A 20956-nucleotide genomic window follows, 5' to 3' on the forward strand; every position below is an offset into this window, starting at 1 on the left:
TAGCATTTTTTATGCATAATATATCTAAATTTGTGATTTAGATATATTATGTCTTATTGGAATCGTCGTCTAAGCCATTATCTACCCGCATGGCAATGGCTTAAGCACTATGACACGCCTACGTTTAAGTCAGATTTACTTGCATCTTTTATCGTCATTGCCATGTTGGTTCCTCAAGGCATGGCCTATGCCATGTTGGCAGGCTTACCGCCAATCACTGGGTTATATGCCAGTATTATCCCAATGATTATTTATGCCATCATTGGTGGCAGCCCGACGCTTTCTATTGGCCCTGTTGCCATCATTTCGATGATGACCTTTGCGACTTTGAACTCGATGTTTGAAGTTGGTTCACCAGTTTATATACAAGCGGCATGTTTATTAGCCCTACTGGTCGGTATCATTTCCCTGCTGTTGGGGTTATTTCGCTTTGGTTTCCTCATCCAACTGATTAGCCACCCCGTCATCCAAAGTTTCATTATTGCGTCTGCTTTGCTGATTGCTTTGGGTCAGTTGAAGTTTATTGTCGATCTTCCTTTAAAAGCCAATAATATCCCCGAGTTTGTGGTTAGTGTTTGGCAATACATCAGTTTGACTCACATAGGTACGCTTCTTTTTGGACTGTGTGCAATCGCATTTTTAATTTATGCACCAAAGCTGCTGAATACTAATGCCTTAAAAGGTTGGTTCGGATCGACCGTATTACTTTCGCGTACTATTCCTTTATTTTTAGTGGTTGCCTCGATTGCCTTGGTCTATTTTTTCCAACTGCAAACGCTTGGAATCAAAACCGTCGGAATCATTCCATCTGGTATGCCTCCACTCGATATGCCGTATTGGAACTGGACTTTAGTTCTGCAACTTTTGCCAGGTGCAACTATGATCGCGATGATCAGTTTTGTTGAATCACTTTCCATTGCTCAAGCCACTGCTTTACAAAACCGAAGCCAACTCAACAGCAACCAAGAACTTATCGCTTTAGGCTTAGCCAATATCAGTGCAGGTTTCAGTTCGGCCTTTCCTGTAACAGGCAGCCTTTCTCGTACTGTCGTTAATGCAGATGCAGGCGCTCAGACCCCTATGGCGGGTGTGCTCTCTTCGCTGTTGATTATTGTAGTGAGCTTATACTTTACAGGTTTCTTTCAGGACCTTCCTTTAGCTATTTTGGCTGCAACGATTATCGTCTCGATATGGAAACTTGTGGACTTTAAACCCTTCATCGAAGCATGGAAGTATTCCAAAGCAGATGGTATCGCGATGTGGATTACCTTTTTTGGTGTTGTCTGTATCGATATTTCAACCGGCCTGATCATTGGCATGGTTTCGACCTTTATTTTGTTGCTTTGGCGGATTAGTCGACCACATATTGCTGTGATTGGCTTGGTCGAGGGGACGCAACATTTTCGCAATGTTGAACGCCATCAAGTTCAAACAACGGCACAAGTACTGTCAATGCGTATAGATGAAAGCCTAACCTTCTTAAATGCCAACATATTGAAAGGTGAACTGATCAATGCCGTGAGCCAACAACCTGAGTTAGCCCATGTGGTGATTAATTGCTCCAGTGTGAGTAGTATCGACTTGAGTGCTTTAGAAATGCTGGAAGATATTAATCTAGAATTGGCCAAGCAAAACATTCAGCTGCATTTGTCCGAAGTTAAAGGCCCTGTGATGGATCGGCTGCAAAGCTCAAAACTATTGAAACATTTAAGTGGGAATGTCTTTTTAACCCATTATCAAGCCATTCAGACCCTTTCTCCACAGCTGCTTAAAACCTCATAAGAGACCAAATGCCTGCTTGCACTTTTTCAATATAGTGAGAAATATCAAGCAGGCATTTATGATAAAAATCCATTAAATATGTCGTTTTTATGAATTGAAATGAATAATAAAAACTGGAATTACAATAACTTAATTTTTATATTTAAATATTTTTCAGTCAGTTAGCAAATTAGGTATAAAATGGCGCACTTAAAATCCGTATTTTGTCCTCGTAATTTCAACAAGGCGCCTCTATGTTTTCTGTTTTAGCGCGAATGAGTCTAGTTACTCGAATTATCATTGCCATTATTTTGGGTATTGGTGTAGCCCTTGTTTTCCCAGGCGTTGCACCTTATTTGAGCCTGCTAGGCGACTTATTTATTAAAGCGTTAAAATCTGTCGCGCCTGTACTTGTATTTGTCTTGGTTCTTGCTTCTATTGCAAATTTTAAAGTAGGTCATAGTGCGAATCTGCGTCCCATCATCATTATGTATGCTGTGGGTATGTTACTGGCAGCTTTTTCAGCAGTTGTGGTCAGCGTCATTTTCCCAAGTACTTTGTTCTTAAACTTACCTGCAAATACTGACTTACAACCACCAAGTAGTTTGATTGAAATCTTTAAGAACCTACTGCTGAGCTTTATTGCTAACCCTGTAACTGCCCTTAGTGAAGCAAACTTCATTGGTATTTTAGCGTGGGCTGTGGCCTTGGGTGCTGCATTCCGTCATGCCAAAGACTCGACCAAAGACTTGCTTAATGATACTGCACACGCAGTAAATAGCGTGATTCGTTTGGTGATTAACTTTGCGCCTATCGGTATTTTCGGTCTGGTGGCGGTAACCTTTGCAGAAACAGGTTTAAGTACTTTAGCAAGCTATGCACATTTATTGGCCGTCTTACTCGGCACAATGGCTTTCGTTGCCTTAGTCATCAACCCGCTTATGGTTGCCGTAGTAACACGTAGCAATCCGTATCCATTGGTATTTCAGTGTTTACGTGAAAGTGGTATCACTGCTTTCTTCACGCGTAGTTCTGCTGCGAACATTCCTGTGAACTTAGATCTTGCAAAACGTTTGGGTGTGGCTGAATCTACAGCGAGCGTTGCCATTCCACTGGGTGCGACCATTAACATGGCCGGCGCCTCAGTGACTATTACTGTGCTTACACTGGCAGCAGTCAATACGCTAGGTCTTAATGTTGACTTTACCACCATGATGATTTTATCTGTGCTTGCAACAGTTTCAGCTTGTGGTGCTTCTGGTGTTGCGGGTGGTTCTCTACTCTTGATTCCTGTAGCGTGTGGCCTATTTGGTATTTCATCTGATATTTCAATGCAAGTGGTTGCAATTGGTATGGTGATTAGCGTACTACAAGACTCTACTGAAACTGCATTGAACTCATCAACTGACGTATTATTTACTGCAGCAGTTGACCGCGCTTCAAAATAATATATTGTAGAATCAGTATATTATTTCTTTTTTGAAGTTATGCCATTTCAACACTTACCACTTTGGATTCAACTGGGGGCATTCTTTCTTGCAGTCAATGCAGGAATGATTAATGTCTTAGGACTGGTGACTGTTTTACACCAGTCTGTTTCCCATATGACTGGTAATGTAAGTGTTTTGGCGATGTCGCTTGTACATTGGCAACCCGAAAGCATTTTATATTTGCTATTAGTAACTGTCTGCTATGTCATCGGTTCATTTTATAGCGGTGTAATTCTGGGAAATAGTCACTTTCGATTGGGACGCCGCTATGGCGTACCACTCACGTTAGTGGCTTTTTTTATTTTTCTGTGTTGGTTCTTTCTGCCTTATTTTCCACGCTATGCTTTACTCTGGGCCTGCGTCGCAATGGGTGTGCAAAATGCCATGGTGAGCCATTATAAAGGCACCATCATTCGCACTACACATTTATCGGGTGTTCTTACCGACCTCGGTTTAGCGCTTGGTTATCGAGTGCGCGGACTCGTGGTTGAGCGTCGGCGCGTAGTTTTACATCTTTTGATTTTAAGTGGCTTTTTGATCGGTGGACTCTGTGCAAGTTGGATGTATCCCTATTTAAAACTCAATTCTTTTTTAGTTCCAACAGCATTAAGCTTGATCCTTAGTGTTGTATATTGGATCATTTACTTTCGTTATCGTCGTTTTTAAACGCAGTTGTGGAATTCGCTATGGTAAAAAATGCATTACAGGCTCAGTTACTCAAAGCCGGTTTAGTTGACAACAAAAAGGCCAAAAAACTTTCTAAACAAGCAGTGCATGAGCAAAAAACAGGTCAAAGCAGTGAAGCTGAGATCAAGGCAAAAATTGCACAAGACAAACAGCAAAAACAGGCCAAAGATCAAGCCATTGAACTTGAGAAGAAAGCGATATTGCAAGAAAAAGAGCTCAAAGCGACGATCATTCAAATGATCACGCAGCATAAAATCCGGGATACCGATGGTGACGTGGCCTATCAGTTTATTGACGATGGCAAAATCAAAAAACAATATATCAATCAACAAATTTATAATGCCTTGGTTGCTGGTAGCCTCGTGATTGCACGTGATCATGAAAGTTATGCCTTCTTACCTAAAGCTTTAGCTGATCGTATTAATGCCAAACTTGAAGGCTTTATTATCGTAAATACTTCAGAGAAAAATGAAGCAGTCACCGATGAGGAAGATCCATATGCTGCGTACGTGATCCCTGATGATCTCATGTGGTAATTTGAACCATCAGAAGCTTCCATATAGGAAGCTTCTTTTTCCTAGTTCATTATAAAACTAATTTACCATTCCACTGCTCTGCCATATCCCGCCCCTCAACAATTTATGCTTCATGATATTCAAATATCGATTTAAAAAACAAATCTACGAGAGTAAATAAACAAGTCGTTGAAAACATGTATAAACTTAGTGACACAATTTGCTTAATTCGTAGAGCTGATTACACTATTTGCAGTGTTTTAATCAAAAGAAGATCGCATTTTGGATAATTTTCATTTTATACAGAGTTTAAAAGACTGGTCGGATCAGTATCCTTGGATCGAAATGCTGACAGGATTCTGCATACTCATTCTAGTGGCTATACTGGCGTATATTATTGCCAAGCATGTTGTTGTTCGCGGTATCCGGCATCTCATCACTAAGCTAAAATTTGCCAATCACGACATCATGTCGCAGCATAGTGTGATTCGCCGAATTGCGAACATTGTCCCAGCAATCGTCATTATGAATGGTATCGTCACCGTTCCTCACCTGTCGGCGAAAATGGTCAGCTTTGTCCAAATGGCGGCACAGGCCTTTATTTTCTTAACCATTGCGCTTGCGATTGGTGAATTACTGAATATATTCAATTTGGTTTATCAACGTAATCCAAAGTCTAGAAATAAACCCATCAAAGGCTATTTACAGCTAATCAAACTGATTATTTTCATCGTTTGTGGCTTGATGATCTTAGGGACTTTCCTGAAAAAAGATGTCTTTACCTTGCTTGCGGGCTTCGGTGCTATGGCGGCAGTGCTGATGTTGGTCTTCCAAAACACCATTTTGTCTTTGGTGGCTTCTGTTCAGATTTCATCCTATGACATGGTCCGTATTGGAGATTGGATTGAAATGCCATCCCTCAATGCAGATGGTGATGTCATTGATATGTCATTACATACCATCACCGTACAAAACTTTGATAAAACCTTTACCACGATTCCAACCAACAAATTGGTCACTGATACTTTTAAAAACTGGCGTGGTATGTCACAGGCAGGCGTACGTCGTATCAAACGCTCACTTTATATTGATCAAAGTAGCGTTCACTTTATGTCTGAAGCAGAACAAAGCAAACTTAAAGAGTTCTTATTATTAGACCAATATCTGGATCACAAAAGTACAGAGCTGGTTGAGTTTAATCAAAAACTGAGCAATACATCTCCTTGCAATCAGCGACGTTTAACCAATATTGGGACCTTCCGTGCGTATGTTGAGCTGTACCTTAATCAGCATCCAAACATTTCAAAACATCAGTCTTTAATCGTGCGTCAGCTACAACCGACTGAAAAAGGTTTGCCGCTGGAAATTTATGCATTTAGCAATCAAATTGCATGGAAAGATTATGAAGCGATCCAATCAGATATTTTCGATCATTTAATCGCCATTCTTCCCGAATTTGGTCTCAAAGTTTACCAAGCACCATCGGGGTATGACATGCAAATCGCACTATCAAACCCGTAATTTTTTTCACTTTGGTATGCTAAAACCACTCTAGTTTTAGCATACCAAGGTCTTAGAAACGAAGAATAGGCATTTTAATATACGTTCTAAATTACCAACTCTAGAATAAAAATTATAAAAATACATAACATTAGTTTTTCAACAACTGTGTTATTTACGTTGTGTATTATGTAAGTTAATTATGTGATTATTTACATGAAATATACCGCAATATCACAATATCAACCTTTTCTCTTCATTAAATTAGCCACTCCTTTTCACTTTGTAAGACTTTCTAAAATGAATACTTTAAATAAATCTTTATGTGCTGCCCTTTTAGCTGTAGCAGCGACATCTTCTTTTGCAGCAGAAACTCAAGTTGTAGAAACCACTCAAGCTGCTGTTGCAACTGAAAATGCAGCATGCTTCAGAAGCTGCTGCATCTGATGCGGTTGCGACATCAGAAGCTCAAGCAAACTAATGCTTTAAGCATCTTGGGGGATTCATTTGCTTGGATTCCCTTTTATCACTCTTCTCTATATCAGACTTTTATATCTATTCATCTACATTTCTTGCTATCAATACTGCTACAACAACGTTTAGTCTCTCTCAATTTACACAGACCACTAAGGTCTTTTCATGCTAAAATTTTCAAATTCTACTTATTTATAAAACAAGCCATTACCATTATAAATGGCTTATTTTTAGAAGGTTTTATTCATGTTCAAATGGTTTGAAAAACGTGTTGATCCCTATCCAGAAGAAGGTTTAAACCAACCTTTACCGACCACGTTCTTTCCGTTTGTATGGCAGGCCGCTAAAGGTGTACGTGGCTATTTGTTGATTTTGATTTTATTCACGGCTGGTGCTGCCAGCTTTGAAGCCTTGTTTTATGCCAAAATTGGTGACTTAGTAAACTGGCTCAGTAAAAGCCAGCCAGAAACATTTTTAGCAGAACATGGTTCAAATTTAGTCCTGTTATTCTGTATTTTATTGGCCAATATTTTATTTGCCAGTTTACAGTCGATTATTAAACATCAAATATTATTTAGCACTTTTCCCATGCGTCTGCGCTGGCGCTTTCATAATTTACTGCTGAAGCAAAGTCTCGACTTTTTCCACAATGATTTTGCAGGACGACTCTCCGCAAAAGTCATGCAAACTGCACTGGCAATACGTGAGTTTTGGGTTATTTTGGGTGACATGTTGGCTTATGTGTTGATTTATTTTGTCACGGTCAATCTGGTGCTTGCCGCTATTTCCCCGCTCCTAATATTGCCTTTACTGGTCTGGTTGGCGTTGTTTATCTGTGCAGCGTATTACTTCATTCCACGTTTGAGCAAAGTTTCAAATGAACAGGCTGATGCCCGAGCTGTAATGACTGGCCGTGTTACCGATGCCTATACCAATATTCAAACAGTGAAGCTTTTTGCCCATGCAGGACGTGAAAGTTTATATGCCAAAGCCTCGATGCAAGAGTTCATGGTCACCGTTTATAAACAAATGCGTTTAGGTGCTAAATATGAAATCAGCATCCTATTTTTAAACATAGTGCTTTACGCGGGTGTATTGGGCACTGCAGTTTGGTTATGGATGAATGGGCGAGTTGAACTCGGTGTTATTGCTGCTGCAACGGCTATGATTTTAAAACTGAGTAGTATTGCTGAATTTATCATGTGGCAAACCTCAGCACTTTTTGAAAGTGTCGGCACCATTCAAGATGGCATGAAAACTTTAGGTCGTTCGATCACGATTCAAGACAAACCTAATGCCAAAGACCTTGAGGTTAAACAAGGCGTGATTGAGTTTAAAGACGTAACTTTCGCGTATAACAGTAAAAATGTCATCGACAATTTAAATCTACGCATCCGAGCTGGTGAAAAGATTGGGATCGTAGGTCGCTCTGGTGCAGGAAAGTCAACACTAATTCAACTATTGCTGCATTTTTATCAATTAAAACAGGGTGAAATTTTAATTGATGGACAAAATATCGAAGATGTCACCCAAGACAGCTTACGTCGTAATATTGCTTTAGTGACTCAAGATACCTCCCTGCTACACCGTAGTGTCGCAGAAAATATCAAATATGGCCGTCCAAATGCCAGTGATGAAGAAATGTATGCTGCTGTACGTAAAGCCAAAGCCGAAGAGTTTATTCCTCAGCTGACTGACTTACGTGGTAAATCAGGTTATGAAGCCTATGTTGGTGAGCGTGGAGTGAAACTTTCAGGTGGCCAACGCCAGCGTATCGCCATTGCTCGTGTGTTCTTGAAAGATGCACCAATCTTAATTTTAGATGAAGCCACCAGTGCCCTAGACTCAGAAGTTGAAGCTGCAATTCAATCTAGCCTTGATGACTTAATGCAAGATAAAACGGTAATTGCGATTGCGCACCGTCTTTCAACCATTGCCCAAATGGATCGTTTGATTGTACTTGATGAAGGTCGTATTGCAGAACAAGGGACACATGAAGAACTGATTCAAAAAAATGGTATCTATGCGCACCTTTGGCAGCGTCAAACAGGTGGATTTTTAACGGAACAACATCCGATCAAAAAGAAAGAAGCCTAATTTTTCTTTCCATTTTCAGCACGCTTAGATCATTATCATCAATGATTTTAGCGTGCTGATTTTGAAAAGATTTTACTTAATTTCTAGCATCATTTACTAAGTGCTGATTTTTATCGAGAGTGTTATATTTTTGCTCAGAAATTTATGATATTTATAATATCGTTCCACTAATTAAAAAATGAAAAGGATACTGAATTGCTAAGGCTCGGAGTATATTGTCCAACAATATGCTCCATGAATTTAGAATATTCATGCCAATATAACTTCAGTCAGAAAAGAAAGAAAAATGCAATGGATCGCGCATGAAAACAGTTTCACTTCGCCAAGATCAAGGAATTCCTGGTGTTTATGGCTTATTGTTGTTAGATGTAGTGTCTCGTTGGGGCTATAACGCAGAGACCCTATTTTCCCCTTTTCAACTCACGAGCGAACAACTCGCAGAGCCTGAGTTCCGCATACCCGTTCATACTGCCAATGAACTTGTGAAGTTGGCCAGCCGTCTCACTGGTGAGCCCACGCTTGGCTACCATCTAGGCACGCAAATGCGTATTTCAATTCATGGCTTCATTGGCTATGCCATTATGACAACTCATGATATTGGCGAAGCCTTGGTACTTGCTAACCGTTTTATTCAACTGCGCATGCCTTTTTTGCAGCTTTTCTTTTCCACCTTTGGTGAAAAAGCGACTTTACAATTACGCTGTGATGTCGATATAGAACCGTTGCGTACCGATATTGCGATCAGTATTATTTTTGGCATTGTTTCTATGAGTAAAGCGCTCACTGGCATTGAAAATCTGGCTGGGGAAATTGATTTCGATTTTCCAGAACCCGAAGGCTTTGATCGCTATCGTGCAAAGCTACCTAACCATAGTGTTCGCTTTGATCAACCACATTTACTTTTGAGTTTTGATAAGCATTATCTCGGCTTTAAAATGGTCAATGCTGACCCACTTGCAAGCCAAATAGCCATTAATCAATGTGAAGCTGAGCTCTCAGCTATGGGCGAACGCCGAAGATTATCGATGCGTGTTCGTGACATTTTAACGCGCTCAGAACAACACTATTTAAGCATCGAGCATGTGGCTGACCTCTTACACATGTCTGATCGAACACTGAAGCGCCAATTGGCTGCTGAAAGCACGTCTTTTTCAACCATTGTGGATGAAGTGCGTTACCGTCATGCCACGTCACTTTTGTCACGTACAGACTATAGCTTAGAGCAAATCGCGGATGAACTGGGATATAGTGATGTGGCAAATTTCAGCCGAGCATTTAAGCGTTGGAGTGGACGCAGCCCGAGTAATTGGCGTAAAGATCCGTATTTATAGATCTTTTGTTTTGATAGAAAAGCATGTATAAATCATGCGAAAAATGATTTTTTGTATTTTAAGGAGTTATTCATGAATCATCCTTCAGAATTGAAGTATGCAAGTACACATGAATGGGTGCGTATTGAAGGTGATCTTGTTGTAACTGGTATTTCAGACCATGCACAGGATGCCTTAGGCGATTTAGTCTACGTTGAAACACCAGAAGTTGGTCAACAAATCACTGCTGGTGAACAAGCCGGTGTGGTTGAATCTGTAAAAACGGCTTCTGATATTCATGCACCGGTTTCTGGCACCGTGGTAGAAATCAATGCCAATCTGGAAGATGATCCTGACTTCGTCAATGATGACCCTTATGGTAAAGGTTGGATTTATAAAATCAAACCAGACAATATCGCAGATGTAGAACAACTCCTTTCAAGCACAGCCTATGAAGCGGGTCTATAAGCCTAGTATTCATATTTACGGCTCAAAAAAATCAGTCTGCGGACTGATTTTTTACACCTATACTCTTATTCTGATAAATTAACTCGATATTTATGTATTCATCTCGATTAAATACCTGCATTTATCACTATAATTATACTTTTCACGTGCATTATCTTATAATTTAATTGTTCTAATTTCACAGCCGTGACCTAGCTTCTGCATAAAATAATAGCAACAGCTCACGTCCTGTAGCCTCTTCTTCGAACCAAAGGTTCTGCATGTCTGCTCTCAATACATCATCACTATGGAATAAGTCTTTTATTCTTTGCTTAGTGAACAATCTGTTTTGTTCATCTTTTACTTTGCGCAGACCTCAATCCTCCCAATCTATATTTTGAATGATTTGGGTGGAAGCCTTGCACAAGCAGGCTTAGCCATGACTTTGTTCATGGCATCGTCTATCGCAGTTCGCCCTTTTAGCGGACTCATTATTGAAAAATTGGGAAATAAGAAAACGCTTTTTATCGCGGAAGCCCTATTTTGTTTGTTTTCCTTGGCCTATTTGTTTGCTGATAATTTACAACTGTTGTTACTGGTTCGTTTTCTACATGGCATTTGGTTCAGCATCGTCACCACAGTTGCCGTACCTATCGTCAATGAGTTTATTCCAGAAAAACGTAAAGGCGAAGGCATGGGCTATTTTGTCATGTCCATTAATCTGGGGATTGTACTTGGGCCATTCCTCGGTTTAACCTTGATCCAGTCTGTATCCTATCCAATGGTCGCAGGAATTTTAGCGTTTAGTGTCTGTCTCGGTTTCTTGTTTTGCTTCTTTATCCCAATTCAGCAGACCACTCAAAAATTGACACCACCCGTGAAGCGCAAGCTCAGTATCCATGACTTTGTTGAAACTAAAGCCTTGAATATTTCAATTATGGGTATGATCGTTTCTTTTTCCTATGCCAGTATTATGTCGTTCATTTCAACTTATGCAGAGTCTAAACATCTGCTGAACTACGCGAGCTTGTTTTTTATCGTCTTTGCGATTTCCATGATGAGTCTACGCCCGATTACAGGCAAAATTTATGACCGTCGCGGAGCGAGCTATGTGATTTACCCAGCGATTATATTATTTAGCTTAGGACTTGTGATTCTCAGTCAGATTCAATCTCTGACGGGTTTATTGGTTGCGGCAGTATGCGTTGGCATGGGCTTTGGTTCTGCACAGCCTTGTCTACAAACTTTAGCTATTCAAGGTGCGGAAAAGCATCGGATTGGCCATGCGACCTCCACGTTCTTTACCATGTATGACTTAGGTATTGCTCTTGGCTCTGTATTGTTGGGTCTACTCATTTCTAAGCAAGGTTATAGTTTCACCTATTTATTCTGTGCACTGACAACCATTTTAAGTTTATTGTTCTATGCCTTTATCACGAATAGAAAGAAAACCGCTTAAAATATCAGTCCGTATGCGCATAGCAATGAACATACGGACTCAGAAAATTAGGCGTCGGCCTTCTCTTCTTCAGCGTCTTTGGCTTTTTCAGCAATCGCTTGATCAAAAGACAAAACACTATTTGAGCTTAACTGCGGGTTGGCACGACTACTCTTTAACTTAATCTGTAGACGTAATTCATTGACCGAGTCTGCATTTCGTAGCGCCTCTTCATAAGCAATTGCACCTTGATTGTATAAATCAAACAAAGCCTGATCAAAAGTCTGCATGCCTAACTCTCGTGACTTCGACATCACTTCTTTAAGTTCGTGGAAATTCCCTTTAAGTATCAAGTCTGACATCAAGGGTGTATTAAGCATGATTTCCACTGCTGCTCGGCGACCACGCCCATCTTCAGTTCGCACCAAACGCTGTGAAATAATCGCCTTCATATTGGAGGATAAGTCCATCAAAAGTTGATTGCGACGCTCATCTGGGAAAAAGTTAATAATTCGATCTAAAGCTTGATTTGCATTATTGGCATGCAATGTTCCAAGGCATAAATGACCTGTTTCCGCAAAAGCTATGGCATGTTCCATCGTCTCCGTGTCACGAATCTCACCAATTAAAATGACATCGGGCGCTTGGCGCAGAGTATTTTTCAAAGCATTGTGCCAAGAGTGACAGTCCACACCCACTTCCCGATGAGTAATCATCGATTTCTTATGCTTGTGTACATACTCCACAGGGTCTTCAACTGTAATAATGTGCCCTGCCGAGTTTTCATTTCGATGATCAATCATGGCCGCCAAAGATGTCGATTTACCCGACCCTGTACCGCCAACTACCAATACTAAACCACGTTTTTCCATAATCACGTCTTTTAAAGACGTTGGAAGTTGTAACTTGGTGAAGTTAGGAATTTCCGCGGTAATCGTACGAATCACCATACCTACATGTAGTTGCTGCTGAAAAACATTGACGCGAAAACGTGAGACATTGGGAACGCTAATTGCAAAATTACACTCCAGCTCAGTTTCGAACTCTAATCGTTGCTTTTCGTTCATTAAACTATAAGCAAAGAGTTTGGTCTGATCAGATGGCAAGTTTTGTTGACCCAATGGCTTCATAAGGCCCTGATGCTTAATACTTGGCGGAAAGTCTGCAGATATAAATAAGTCTGAACCACCATACTCAACCACTTTGCTGAGCATGTGAAACATCATCCGACGGGCTTCTTCTAAAAGTTCTGCAGAATACATAGTGTTCTCTAAAAATTAGTGCAAATAGCTGACTTAAAAAGCATTTCTTTTATTCAAAATACAATTTTTTATCGTGTTCTTTCAGGCTTCTGATTTTGCATAAGTTTATGCTCTAGCTCAACCTAATTTATCGTTTGATAAATAAATTTTAGCTTATTTTTCAATTTATTATCTTCATTTATTGAACTGGAACACAAAAAAAGACCTTTCAATGAAAGGTCTTTTTGGCTGCTTTGATTAAGCACTACGTTGAACGGCATGACTGCGTAATGTGTCGGCAACCTCTAAGAGGACTTGCTCGGTTTTTTCCCAGCCTAAACAGCCATCGGTAACAGACTGACCATAGACCATGTCATCTGAAATTTTCTGATTACCATCAACCAAATGACTCTCAAGCATGACACCACACACATTGCTTTGCGTGCGTTCCGCAACAATGCTACGCAATACATCAGGTTGATTGAGTGGATTTTTACTACTGTTCCCATGACTACAGTCAATCACCAACGCGGGTAATTCACCTTTGACTTTATCTTGCATATGACGAATATCTGCTAAAGCATAGTTAGGCCCTGAGTTTGCACCACGTAAAATCAAGTGCGGCTTCGGATTTCCTTGGGACTGAAGCATACATGCCATGCCTTGCTGCCCAATTCCCATGAACTGGTGAGGGTTTGATGCAGACTGAATCGCATCCAGAGCAATTTGAATTGAACCATCTGTGCCATTTTTGAAACCAATGCTGAATGGCATATGACTCGAAATTTCACGATGAATCTGCGACTCGCTGGTACGCGCACCAATAGCTCCCCATGCCAACAGATCGTCGAAATAAGCGGTCGCCATCGGGCTTAAAATTTCTGTAGCAATCGGCAAACCCATTTCAATAATCGCTAAATACAATGCTCGAGACTGCTCTAATCCCAACTGCATATTGGAAGATCCATCGAGTAGAGGATCGTATAAAAAACCTTTCCAGCCCACCGTAGTCCGTGGTTTTTCAATATAGGCACGCATTACGAAGAAAATCTGATCTGAAACTTTGGTTTGTAATTGTTTTAACTTTTCAGCGTATTCTAAAACCGCAATAGGGTCATGGATGGAACATGGGCCAGTAATGACCATTAAACGATGGTCTTTGCCTTCTAATATATTTTGAATGGTTTGACGCTGTTCAGCAATTTGTAGTTTTAATGGCGTTGAAAGTGGCAACTGCGCTTTGAGTTGCTGCGGCAAACTTAAAAGTGTTTCTTGAACTGTCGTTTGAGTACTTTGTAGTGCAGTATTTAGAGCATTCATTGGTTTGTATCCTTTGGACTGTGGTCTTCAGTCCGATCTTTTATTTGAGCGTTATGGGTCTAATGGATTGCTGGGCTAAAGTCATAAATTGACTAAAGTAAAACCAATAAAAGTTGCTAAAGTATGAATAGCTAGTTGTTTTCATGAAGTACTCCAAAATTTATTAAAACAGCAGATATAAAAAAACCTGATCAGGGTTGCCGATCAGGTATTAACTAGGTGGGCAACCTTTTGATGCCCGAACGCGTTCAGGCAATTATCTAAATTGCCAAAAGTAATAATTTGCGTTAGAGATTACAGGTTGCTTTAACATTTTTATATCTTCAAAAATATGTTATGTGAAATTTAAAATACGCTGATTTTTTTGCTTTTACAACACTTTTTTATACAAAAAATTCAGTTCTATCCCGTTTAAGCCACTGCCTTCGCCTTTAACTCAATGGCCTAATCATGTTTGAGTTCATAAGAACAGGCGCTATATAGAGCCATGCCTAGTGTAGATTTAGCAACTGCATTTCTGCCTGCTGAGCACAAACAGGTGGACTAAACAGATAACCTTGCCCAATATGACAGCCCATATCTCTTAAAAGCTGCAATTGCATTTCAGTTTCAATCCCTTCAGCAACGATATCCATTGATAAAAGCGGGCCAAGTTTGGCTAACCCTTCGACAATGGCGTAAATCGATTTATCATCACTTAAACGCTGCACAAAAGAGCAATCAACTTTAATAATATCAACAGGATATTCACGTAAATGAGTAAGAGAGGAATGCCCAGTACCAAAATCATCCAGCGCTATTCGCACACCATTTGCTTTGAGTTTTTTTAAGGCACGAACCACATATTCATAGCCGCGTTCAGCCAAATGATATTCAGTAACTTCGATTTCAACAAATTTCGAGGGGATGCGGTAGGCTTTGAGACGTTTTAAAAAAATCTCTGCAAAATTATCACGCATAAACTCAACAGGTGCTGCATTAATTGAAATGGGTACAATGTGTAAGCCTTTTGCCCACCATTCAGTAATCTGCTTGAAAACCTGATGCTGCATAATCTCACCAATACGGCTGGATAACTCATAATCATTAAAAGCTGCTGCGATTCGTGCAGGGCTTTGAATGTTATTTTGATCATCACGCCAGCGTAATAGCGCTTCATAACCAATAATTCGTTCTGAATCTAAACAGACTTTCGGTTGAAAGAAAGCCTCGATGGCAACATTACGAATAATTTGGTGCGCACAATTCAGTTGTTCAGATTGTTCCCGTACTGCATTAAACATATCCTGATCAAACATGCGCATACCGCCACGGCCTTGTGCTTTAACATCATTAAGTGCTGTGTCGGCACATTTGAGTAACTCACTGAGGTCATTGGCATCATCTGGATAGAGGCCACATCCAATGCTCATACCACCATTGATGTAGTTACCCGAAAATGTGATGGGAATCTCTAGTTGTTGCAAAATCTGCTGGGCAATTTGATTGAGCTCACCGATATCCTGCACATTCGGAATAATCACACCAAACTCATCCCCACCAAGACGTGCCAAGAAAGCACGCTCTTCTAAAATTTGTTTTAAACGTTTCGATAAAATTCTTAAAAGGTGGTCACCTGCCGCATAACCCAGTGTGTCATTGATGGTTTTAAAGTGATCTAAGTCCATCAACATGACGGCTAACTTTTGTTTTTTATCACGTGCACTGCTATACAGTTTTCTGATTTTTTCTTTAAACGCACGTCGGTTATTTAAACCGGTTAACTCATCACGTTCACTGCCTTGTTTTAATTTTTGTTCGGTGAGATATTGCAGCGTGATATCACGTGAAACACATAAAATACTCTGGGTCTTTCCGTCAACATCAAGTATAGGTGTCAGAACATTATCCCAATAATAAACTTTACCATCCGATAAACTCATGCCGTTAAAACGGGAAATTTGGCCTTAGCCTGCATCATGCAATGCTTTTTTGGCTTTTTTACGCACCGCAGGAGGCAAAAGTTCGACCCAAGACATACCAAAGTCCTTAACATCTGCACTTCCCAATAACATGACACATGCCGACTTATTCATATGTGTGACCGTGCCATCTGGCTCAACCACAATAATGCAGTCTACACTGGCATTTAACATATCCGAATGCGCACGTAACAGCGCCAAAGACTCGATATAAATTTTCATGCCCTGATGAATATCAGTGCAACTCAGTTGAAATCCAGCCGTCGAGTGATCCATTTCACCTTGGACTAAGAACCAATGATACTGGCCCTGATGATTACGAATACGGCAGGTTTTTTCAAATGTGAGCTCGGCAATTATCGGTTGATGCAAAAATTCATCTAATGCTGGCACATCTTCTGGATGAATATATTCGACCAAATTGAAGCTATCTGCAGATAAATCCATTCCTCCCACATACTTGCGTAAGGGTAAATTTATATATTTACAGACTTCATTATGAATCCAAAAAAGCTGAGGAATAGTATCAATCAGATGGTGGTTTTTTTTGAAGTAGAACGCATTCCTGCCTGTTGATCATAAGCAATATTTTTAGATTTATTCTTAGGCTGTGAATGGGTTCGAGACATAATAATTATCTGCAACTTAAACTTGCTGGTTTAGTCCATAACCAGACATATTGTTTAAAACAAGAAATCAAGCAAAGTTATGAAAAACAATGAAAAAAACAAAAAAGTAAATATAAGTATAATGACTATGCGTGATTACCATCACAATATGCATCATATACAACTTATATAAGCGTATACCAATGAAAATTTGCAACTATTACACAATTCAGACAAATAACTGAGCGCGGCTTTCAATAACACATGAGCATGCATTTAAGCAACATAACTAAGCCAAACAAATTTCAGTGAAAAACTAATAATAACAATACATTATTTTAAGTAAAGACCGATAATTCACATAATGATTAAGTTTATTCTATTTACATAAAGACGTTATTCATAGGAGCTTTACGCCCTACTTTTGTGCAAAAAAATCAGAAGCCTGATTGGTAAATATTATCCAATCAGGCTTCTGATTTAGTAGATAGTTGCAAGCTATGATTTAACGATTTTTTTCTTCAATAAACTCAAATTGTGTTTCAGAAAAGACTGTGTAGGGTCACTTTTTTCATAACATTCATTTGGCAGCGAGTATTTAGCCAACTTCACCCAAACAGATGAAAACTGTTTGATAAAGCTCGCTTCATTGTAATGAATTCCATACTCTGCACACAGTGCTTTAATTTTGGGTGCGACTTGTGCGTAGCGATTGGCTGGCATGTCCGGGAAAAGATGATGTTCGATTTGATGACTCAAGTTCCCGCTTAAGATATGCAAGGCCTGTGTCCCACTAAAATTACTTGAGCCTCGAATTTGGCGCAGATACCACTCGGCCCGTGTTTCATTGTCAATATTGTCCATTTCAAAGTTTTCAGCATCTTCAGTAAAGTGACCATTAAAAATCACAGCGGATGCCCATAAACTACGAATAACATTGGCTACTGCATTTCCTGCAAAAACTGGCAGTGCATTTGGCCCAGCAATCATGGGGAAAAAGACATAGTCCTTAATCACTTGGCGTTTCATTTTCTGCCTAAAATCATATGACTCTACCCAAACTTCACGCCAAGTTTTTGTTTTATAGGCCACCACATCTTCTATATGCAGATTTTGTATACCAACATACCACTCAAAAAACACCATCAACTGTGCAGCTAAAGGCAGATTCAGCAAAAAACGAGGTTCCCAGACCTGTGCATCGCTCACACGGACTAAGCCATAGCCGACATCATGATCCATACCAACAATATTGGTGTAGGTATGGTGGATATAATTATGTGTATGTTTCCAGTCAGGGCCTGTGGCCATAGTATCCCAGTCATAATTTGTCCCATTGAGACTCGGGTCATTTAACCAGTCAAACTGACCATGCATGACATTATGCCCAAGCTCCATATTTTCTACGATTTTAGATACCCCTAATAAACCTGTGCCCAAAAGCCATACTGGAGGCAGCCATCCTGCAAACATAAGCAGCGCTCGTGCGCTTATTTCGCTATAGCGCACAAAATTTCGGATTTTGTAAATATACTCAGCATCTTTTTCATTGAGACTTTCCATCACTTCACGACGGATCGCTTCAACTTTCACACCAAACTCTTCGACTTGTGCAGGACTTAAATATTTGGATTTACTGCTTTCACTAAAATAAACGGGAAGATTCATATCTATGCCTTCTTAAAGGTTGATCACAACAGGACTAACCGCCTGTGAAATGCATAATTTAATTTGTGTGTTATTGTTTTGATCAAGCTCGCCTGTGAGCAGATTCCGCACCACACCCTGAACTTTGGTACATGAACAAGTATTACAAATGCCCATACGGCAGCCATGCGCGGGACGTAAACCCGCCTGTTCTGCACTGTCTAATAAATTACTTTGAGCTTGAAACTGTTGCTGCGAACGTTGAAACGTGACCACTTGAGCACTTTGGGTGTGGTCGACAACAATTTGAAAGTATTCGGTATGCAGATGGTCCACTAAGTCTAAAGCTTGATAAATTTCTGTCAGGCTTTGCATCATATTGGCAGCACCGCAGGCATAGCATTCACGTTGTTCAAAACCTTCAATCTTTTGGCTAAGCAAGTCTTGGCTCAGATGTTGTTTATGGGTCCGTGTATTGACATGATGATATTTAAACTGCGGATAATGTTCAGTAAGTTGTTGCAGTTCTGCATGAAAGCTATCATCCCGCGTAAAGTAAATGAGATCAATATTGGAAACTGTTTGTGGGCGTTTTAATGCTGCATTGATCAATGCGTAAATTGCAGTAATACCACTTCCCGAGGCAATCATCAGTGCAGAGTGAGGCTGACTTTTTAAAACAAATTCGCCCTGCGGTTTGGAAATTTCAACTACACTTTTTACAGGCTGTTGAGTGAGTGCATTTGAGACTTTGCCCTGTTGTTTGACAGCAACCACAAGATTGCCATTTTCTAAAATCTCGACAATCGAATAGCTGCGCTGCCAACGTACACCAGCAATGAGTACTGTCACTAAGATACTTTGCCCAGCTTGATAGTCGGTTGCTTTAAAATGATGATTTGGCTGTAACTGCATGTACACAAAGTCATCTGACAAGTGATGCTTTGCAACAATCCGCGCTTTGGCTTTTTTCCATGCCCATAGCGGATTTACTTTTTCAGCCAGAAAATCGATGAAATCTTCACGTACCCATTCAGGATGGTATTCAACATACTTTCCCATAGTCACCCTCTGCTTTAGCTTATTTTTATACAAGTGTGCATTATTGAAACATCAAGATAAGGTGAGAACCTATTTTCGACTATGTCATAAAAGGACAAAATCTAACGAATTGACATTTTTTATCATTTTTGTCTAACAACATGAACAGTTTTGCCAATTCACATTTCTTCTAATCAAAAACAAAAAACCAAGCCGCAGCTTGGTTTTTTAAACATCTTACAGCGAATTAGTCTTCAAAATGAATCACAGTACGGATTGATTTTCCATCATGCATTAAGTCAAAGGCTTCATTGATTTTGTCGAGACCCATGGTATGCGTAACAAATGGAGCTAAACGAATGTCGCCAGTCATTGCTTCTTCAACCATACCAGGCAGTTGCGAACGACCTTTTACACCACCAAAAGCTGTCCCTTTCCAGGTACGGCCAGTGACCAGTTGGAATGGACGCGTTGAAATCTCTTGGCCTGCACCTGCCACACCAATAATCACCGACTGTCCCCAACCACGGTGTGCACATTCAAGTGCTGAGCGCATGACATTGGTGTTACCAATACATTCAAATGAGTGATCAACCCCCCAACCGGTCATTTCAACAATGACTTCCTGTACAGGACGGTCATGATCTTTCGGATTTACAAAATCAGTTGCTCCGAATTCTGCTGCTAATTTATATTTGTCAGGGTTCGTATCAACCGCAATAATACGGCTGGCTTTGGCTTTTTTTGCACCTTGTACAACTGCTAGACCAATACCACCTAAACCAAAGACTGCAACGGTATCACCCTCTTGTACTTTAGCTGTATTTTTGACTGCACCTAAACCAGTGGTCACGCCGCAACCCAATAGACAGACGTGTTCAGGGTTAGCCTCTGGATTGATTTTAGCCAAAGACACTTCTGCGACAACGGTATATTCAGAAAAGGTTGAACAGCCCATGTAGTGATAAATCGGTTGTCCATTATAAGAAAAACGCGTTGTACCATCTGGCATCAGACCTTTGCCCTGCGTAGCTCGAACTGCAACACATAGATTGGTCTTGCCTGACTGGCAGAATAAACACTCGCCACACTCAGCCGTATACAGTGGAATAACATGATCACCCGGCTGAACGCTGGTTACACCTTCACCGACCTGAACTACGATACCCGCACCTTCATGACCTAAAACTGCTGGAAAAACACCTTCAGGATCATCACCAGATAAAGTAAATGCGTCGGTATGGCATACACCTGTATGGGTAATCTTGACTAAAACTTCACCTTTTTGCGGTGGAGCAACATCAATTTCTACAATTTCCAGAGGTTGTCCAGGTCCAAAGGCAACAGCTGCACGTGATTTCATTTTCGCTATCCTTACTTAACAGGTCTTTAACAGATGCGCTACAGTAACCGCTTTTT

At 40.3% G+C, this 20956-nt stretch carries 17 protein-coding genes and 1 pseudogene; 11 read left to right on the forward strand and 7 right to left on the reverse strand.

Annotated features, from left to right (window positions below):
- The first annotated feature begins 48 nt into the window (after positions 1-48).
- The 10 genes and pseudogenes from F986_RS06340 to F986_RS06385 all read left to right on the forward strand — a co-directional run bounded on the left by F986_RS06340 (position 49) and on the right by F986_RS06385 (position 11740).
- Complete coding sequence (locus tag F986_RS06340) at positions 49-1782, forward strand: SulP family inorganic anion transporter (protein ID WP_004693231.1); 1734 nt, start codon at positions 49-51, stop codon at positions 1780-1782.
- 233 nt (positions 1783-2015) lie between these two features.
- Positions 2016-3209 (forward strand): serine/threonine transporter SstT, encoded by a 1194-nt coding sequence (gene sstT / locus F986_RS06345; RefSeq protein ID WP_004693232.1) that lies wholly within the window; start codon positions 2016-2018, stop codon positions 3207-3209.
- Between the two features lie 39 nt (positions 3210-3248).
- Positions 3249-3917 carry a YoaK family protein gene (locus F986_RS06350; protein ID WP_004693233.1) on the forward strand — a complete coding sequence of 223 codons (669 nt, stop codon included), beginning with the start codon at positions 3249-3251 and terminating at the stop codon, positions 3915-3917.
- Between the two features lie 20 nt (positions 3918-3937).
- Positions 3938-4474, forward strand: a complete 537-nt coding sequence (locus tag F986_RS06355) for a DUF2058 domain-containing protein (RefSeq protein ID WP_004693234.1) — start codon at positions 3938-3940, stop codon at positions 4472-4474.
- A gap of 261 nt (positions 4475-4735) precedes the next feature.
- Complete coding sequence (locus F986_RS06360) at positions 4736-5974, forward strand: mechanosensitive ion channel family protein (RefSeq protein WP_026056495.1); 1239 nt, start codon at positions 4736-4738, stop codon at positions 5972-5974.
- 195 nt (positions 5975-6169) lie between these two features.
- Complete coding sequence (locus F986_RS18220) at positions 6170-6400, forward strand: hypothetical protein (RefSeq protein WP_147293138.1); 231 nt, start codon at positions 6170-6172, stop codon at positions 6398-6400.
- A gap of 273 nt (positions 6401-6673) precedes the next feature.
- Positions 6674-8524 carry an ABC transporter ATP-binding protein gene (locus tag F986_RS06370; protein WP_004693237.1) on the forward strand — a complete coding sequence of 617 codons (1851 nt, stop codon included), beginning with the start codon at positions 6674-6676 and terminating at the stop codon, positions 8522-8524.
- Between the two features lie 302 nt (positions 8525-8826).
- The gene (locus tag F986_RS06375; protein ID WP_004693238.1) at positions 8827-9855 is read left to right on the forward strand and encodes an AraC family transcriptional regulator; all 1029 of its coding nucleotides are present in this window, start codon (positions 8827-8829) and stop codon (positions 9853-9855) included.
- A gap of 72 nt (positions 9856-9927) precedes the next feature.
- Positions 9928-10302: a glycine cleavage system protein GcvH gene (gene gcvH / locus F986_RS06380; RefSeq protein WP_004693240.1), complete on the forward strand. Its 375-nt coding sequence runs from the start codon at positions 9928-9930 to the stop codon at positions 10300-10302.
- Positions 10303-10562: 260 nt separating this feature from the next.
- A pseudogene (locus F986_RS06385) lies at positions 10563-11740 on the forward strand (MFS transporter).
- A 47-nt stretch (positions 11741-11787) separates the two neighbouring features.
- Here F986_RS06385 and F986_RS06390 read toward each other — a convergent pair.
- On the reverse strand, positions 11788-12981 hold the full coding sequence (locus F986_RS06390) for a PilT/PilU family type 4a pilus ATPase (protein ID WP_004693244.1): 1194 nt from the start codon (positions 12979-12981) through the stop codon (positions 11788-11790).
- Between the two features lie 237 nt (positions 12982-13218).
- Positions 13219-14280 carry a 3-deoxy-7-phosphoheptulonate synthase gene (locus F986_RS06395; protein ID WP_004693246.1) on the reverse strand — a complete coding sequence of 354 codons (1062 nt, stop codon included), beginning with the start codon at positions 14278-14280 and terminating at the stop codon, positions 13219-13221.
- Here F986_RS06395 and F986_RS18760 point away from each other — a divergent pair.
- Positions 14259-14372 carry a hypothetical protein gene (locus F986_RS18760; RefSeq protein ID WP_157843581.1) on the forward strand — a complete coding sequence of 38 codons (114 nt, stop codon included), beginning with the start codon at positions 14259-14261 and terminating at the stop codon, positions 14370-14372. The two genes, F986_RS06395 and F986_RS18760, sit on opposite strands and share 22 nt — an antisense overlap.
- A 399-nt stretch (positions 14373-14771) precedes the next feature.
- Here the strand turns inward: F986_RS18760 and F986_RS06400 are convergent, their stop codons facing one another.
- The 5 genes from F986_RS06400 to F986_RS06415 form a co-directional block, all read right to left on the reverse strand.
- A complete protein-coding gene (locus F986_RS06400; protein ID WP_004693248.1) occupies positions 14772-16202 on the reverse strand; it encodes a putative bifunctional diguanylate cyclase/phosphodiesterase in 1431 nt (476 codons plus the stop codon).
- 24 nt (positions 16203-16226) lie between these two features.
- Entirely contained in the window at positions 16227-16688 is a 462-nt protein-coding gene (locus tag F986_RS18550; protein ID WP_004693250.1) for a PAS domain-containing protein, read from the reverse strand.
- A 659-nt stretch (positions 16689-17347) separates the two neighbouring features.
- Positions 17348-18517, reverse strand: coding sequence for a fatty acid desaturase family protein (locus F986_RS06405; protein WP_004693253.1), 1170 nt, complete (start codon positions 18515-18517; stop codon positions 17348-17350).
- A 12-nt stretch (positions 18518-18529) separates the two neighbouring features.
- Positions 18530-19558: a flavin reductase family protein gene (locus F986_RS06410; protein WP_004693254.1), complete on the reverse strand. Its 1029-nt coding sequence runs from the start codon at positions 19556-19558 to the stop codon at positions 18530-18532.
- A 226-nt stretch (positions 19559-19784) separates the two neighbouring features.
- Entirely contained in the window at positions 19785-20900 is a 1116-nt protein-coding gene (locus tag F986_RS06415; protein WP_004693257.1) for an S-(hydroxymethyl)glutathione dehydrogenase/class III alcohol dehydrogenase, read from the reverse strand.
- Positions 20901-20956 lie beyond the last annotated feature (56 nt).

Origin of the sequence: Acinetobacter johnsonii CIP 64.6 (assembly GCF_000368045.1) — a bacterium.
GTDB lineage: Bacteria > Pseudomonadota > Gammaproteobacteria > Pseudomonadales > Moraxellaceae > Acinetobacter > Acinetobacter johnsonii.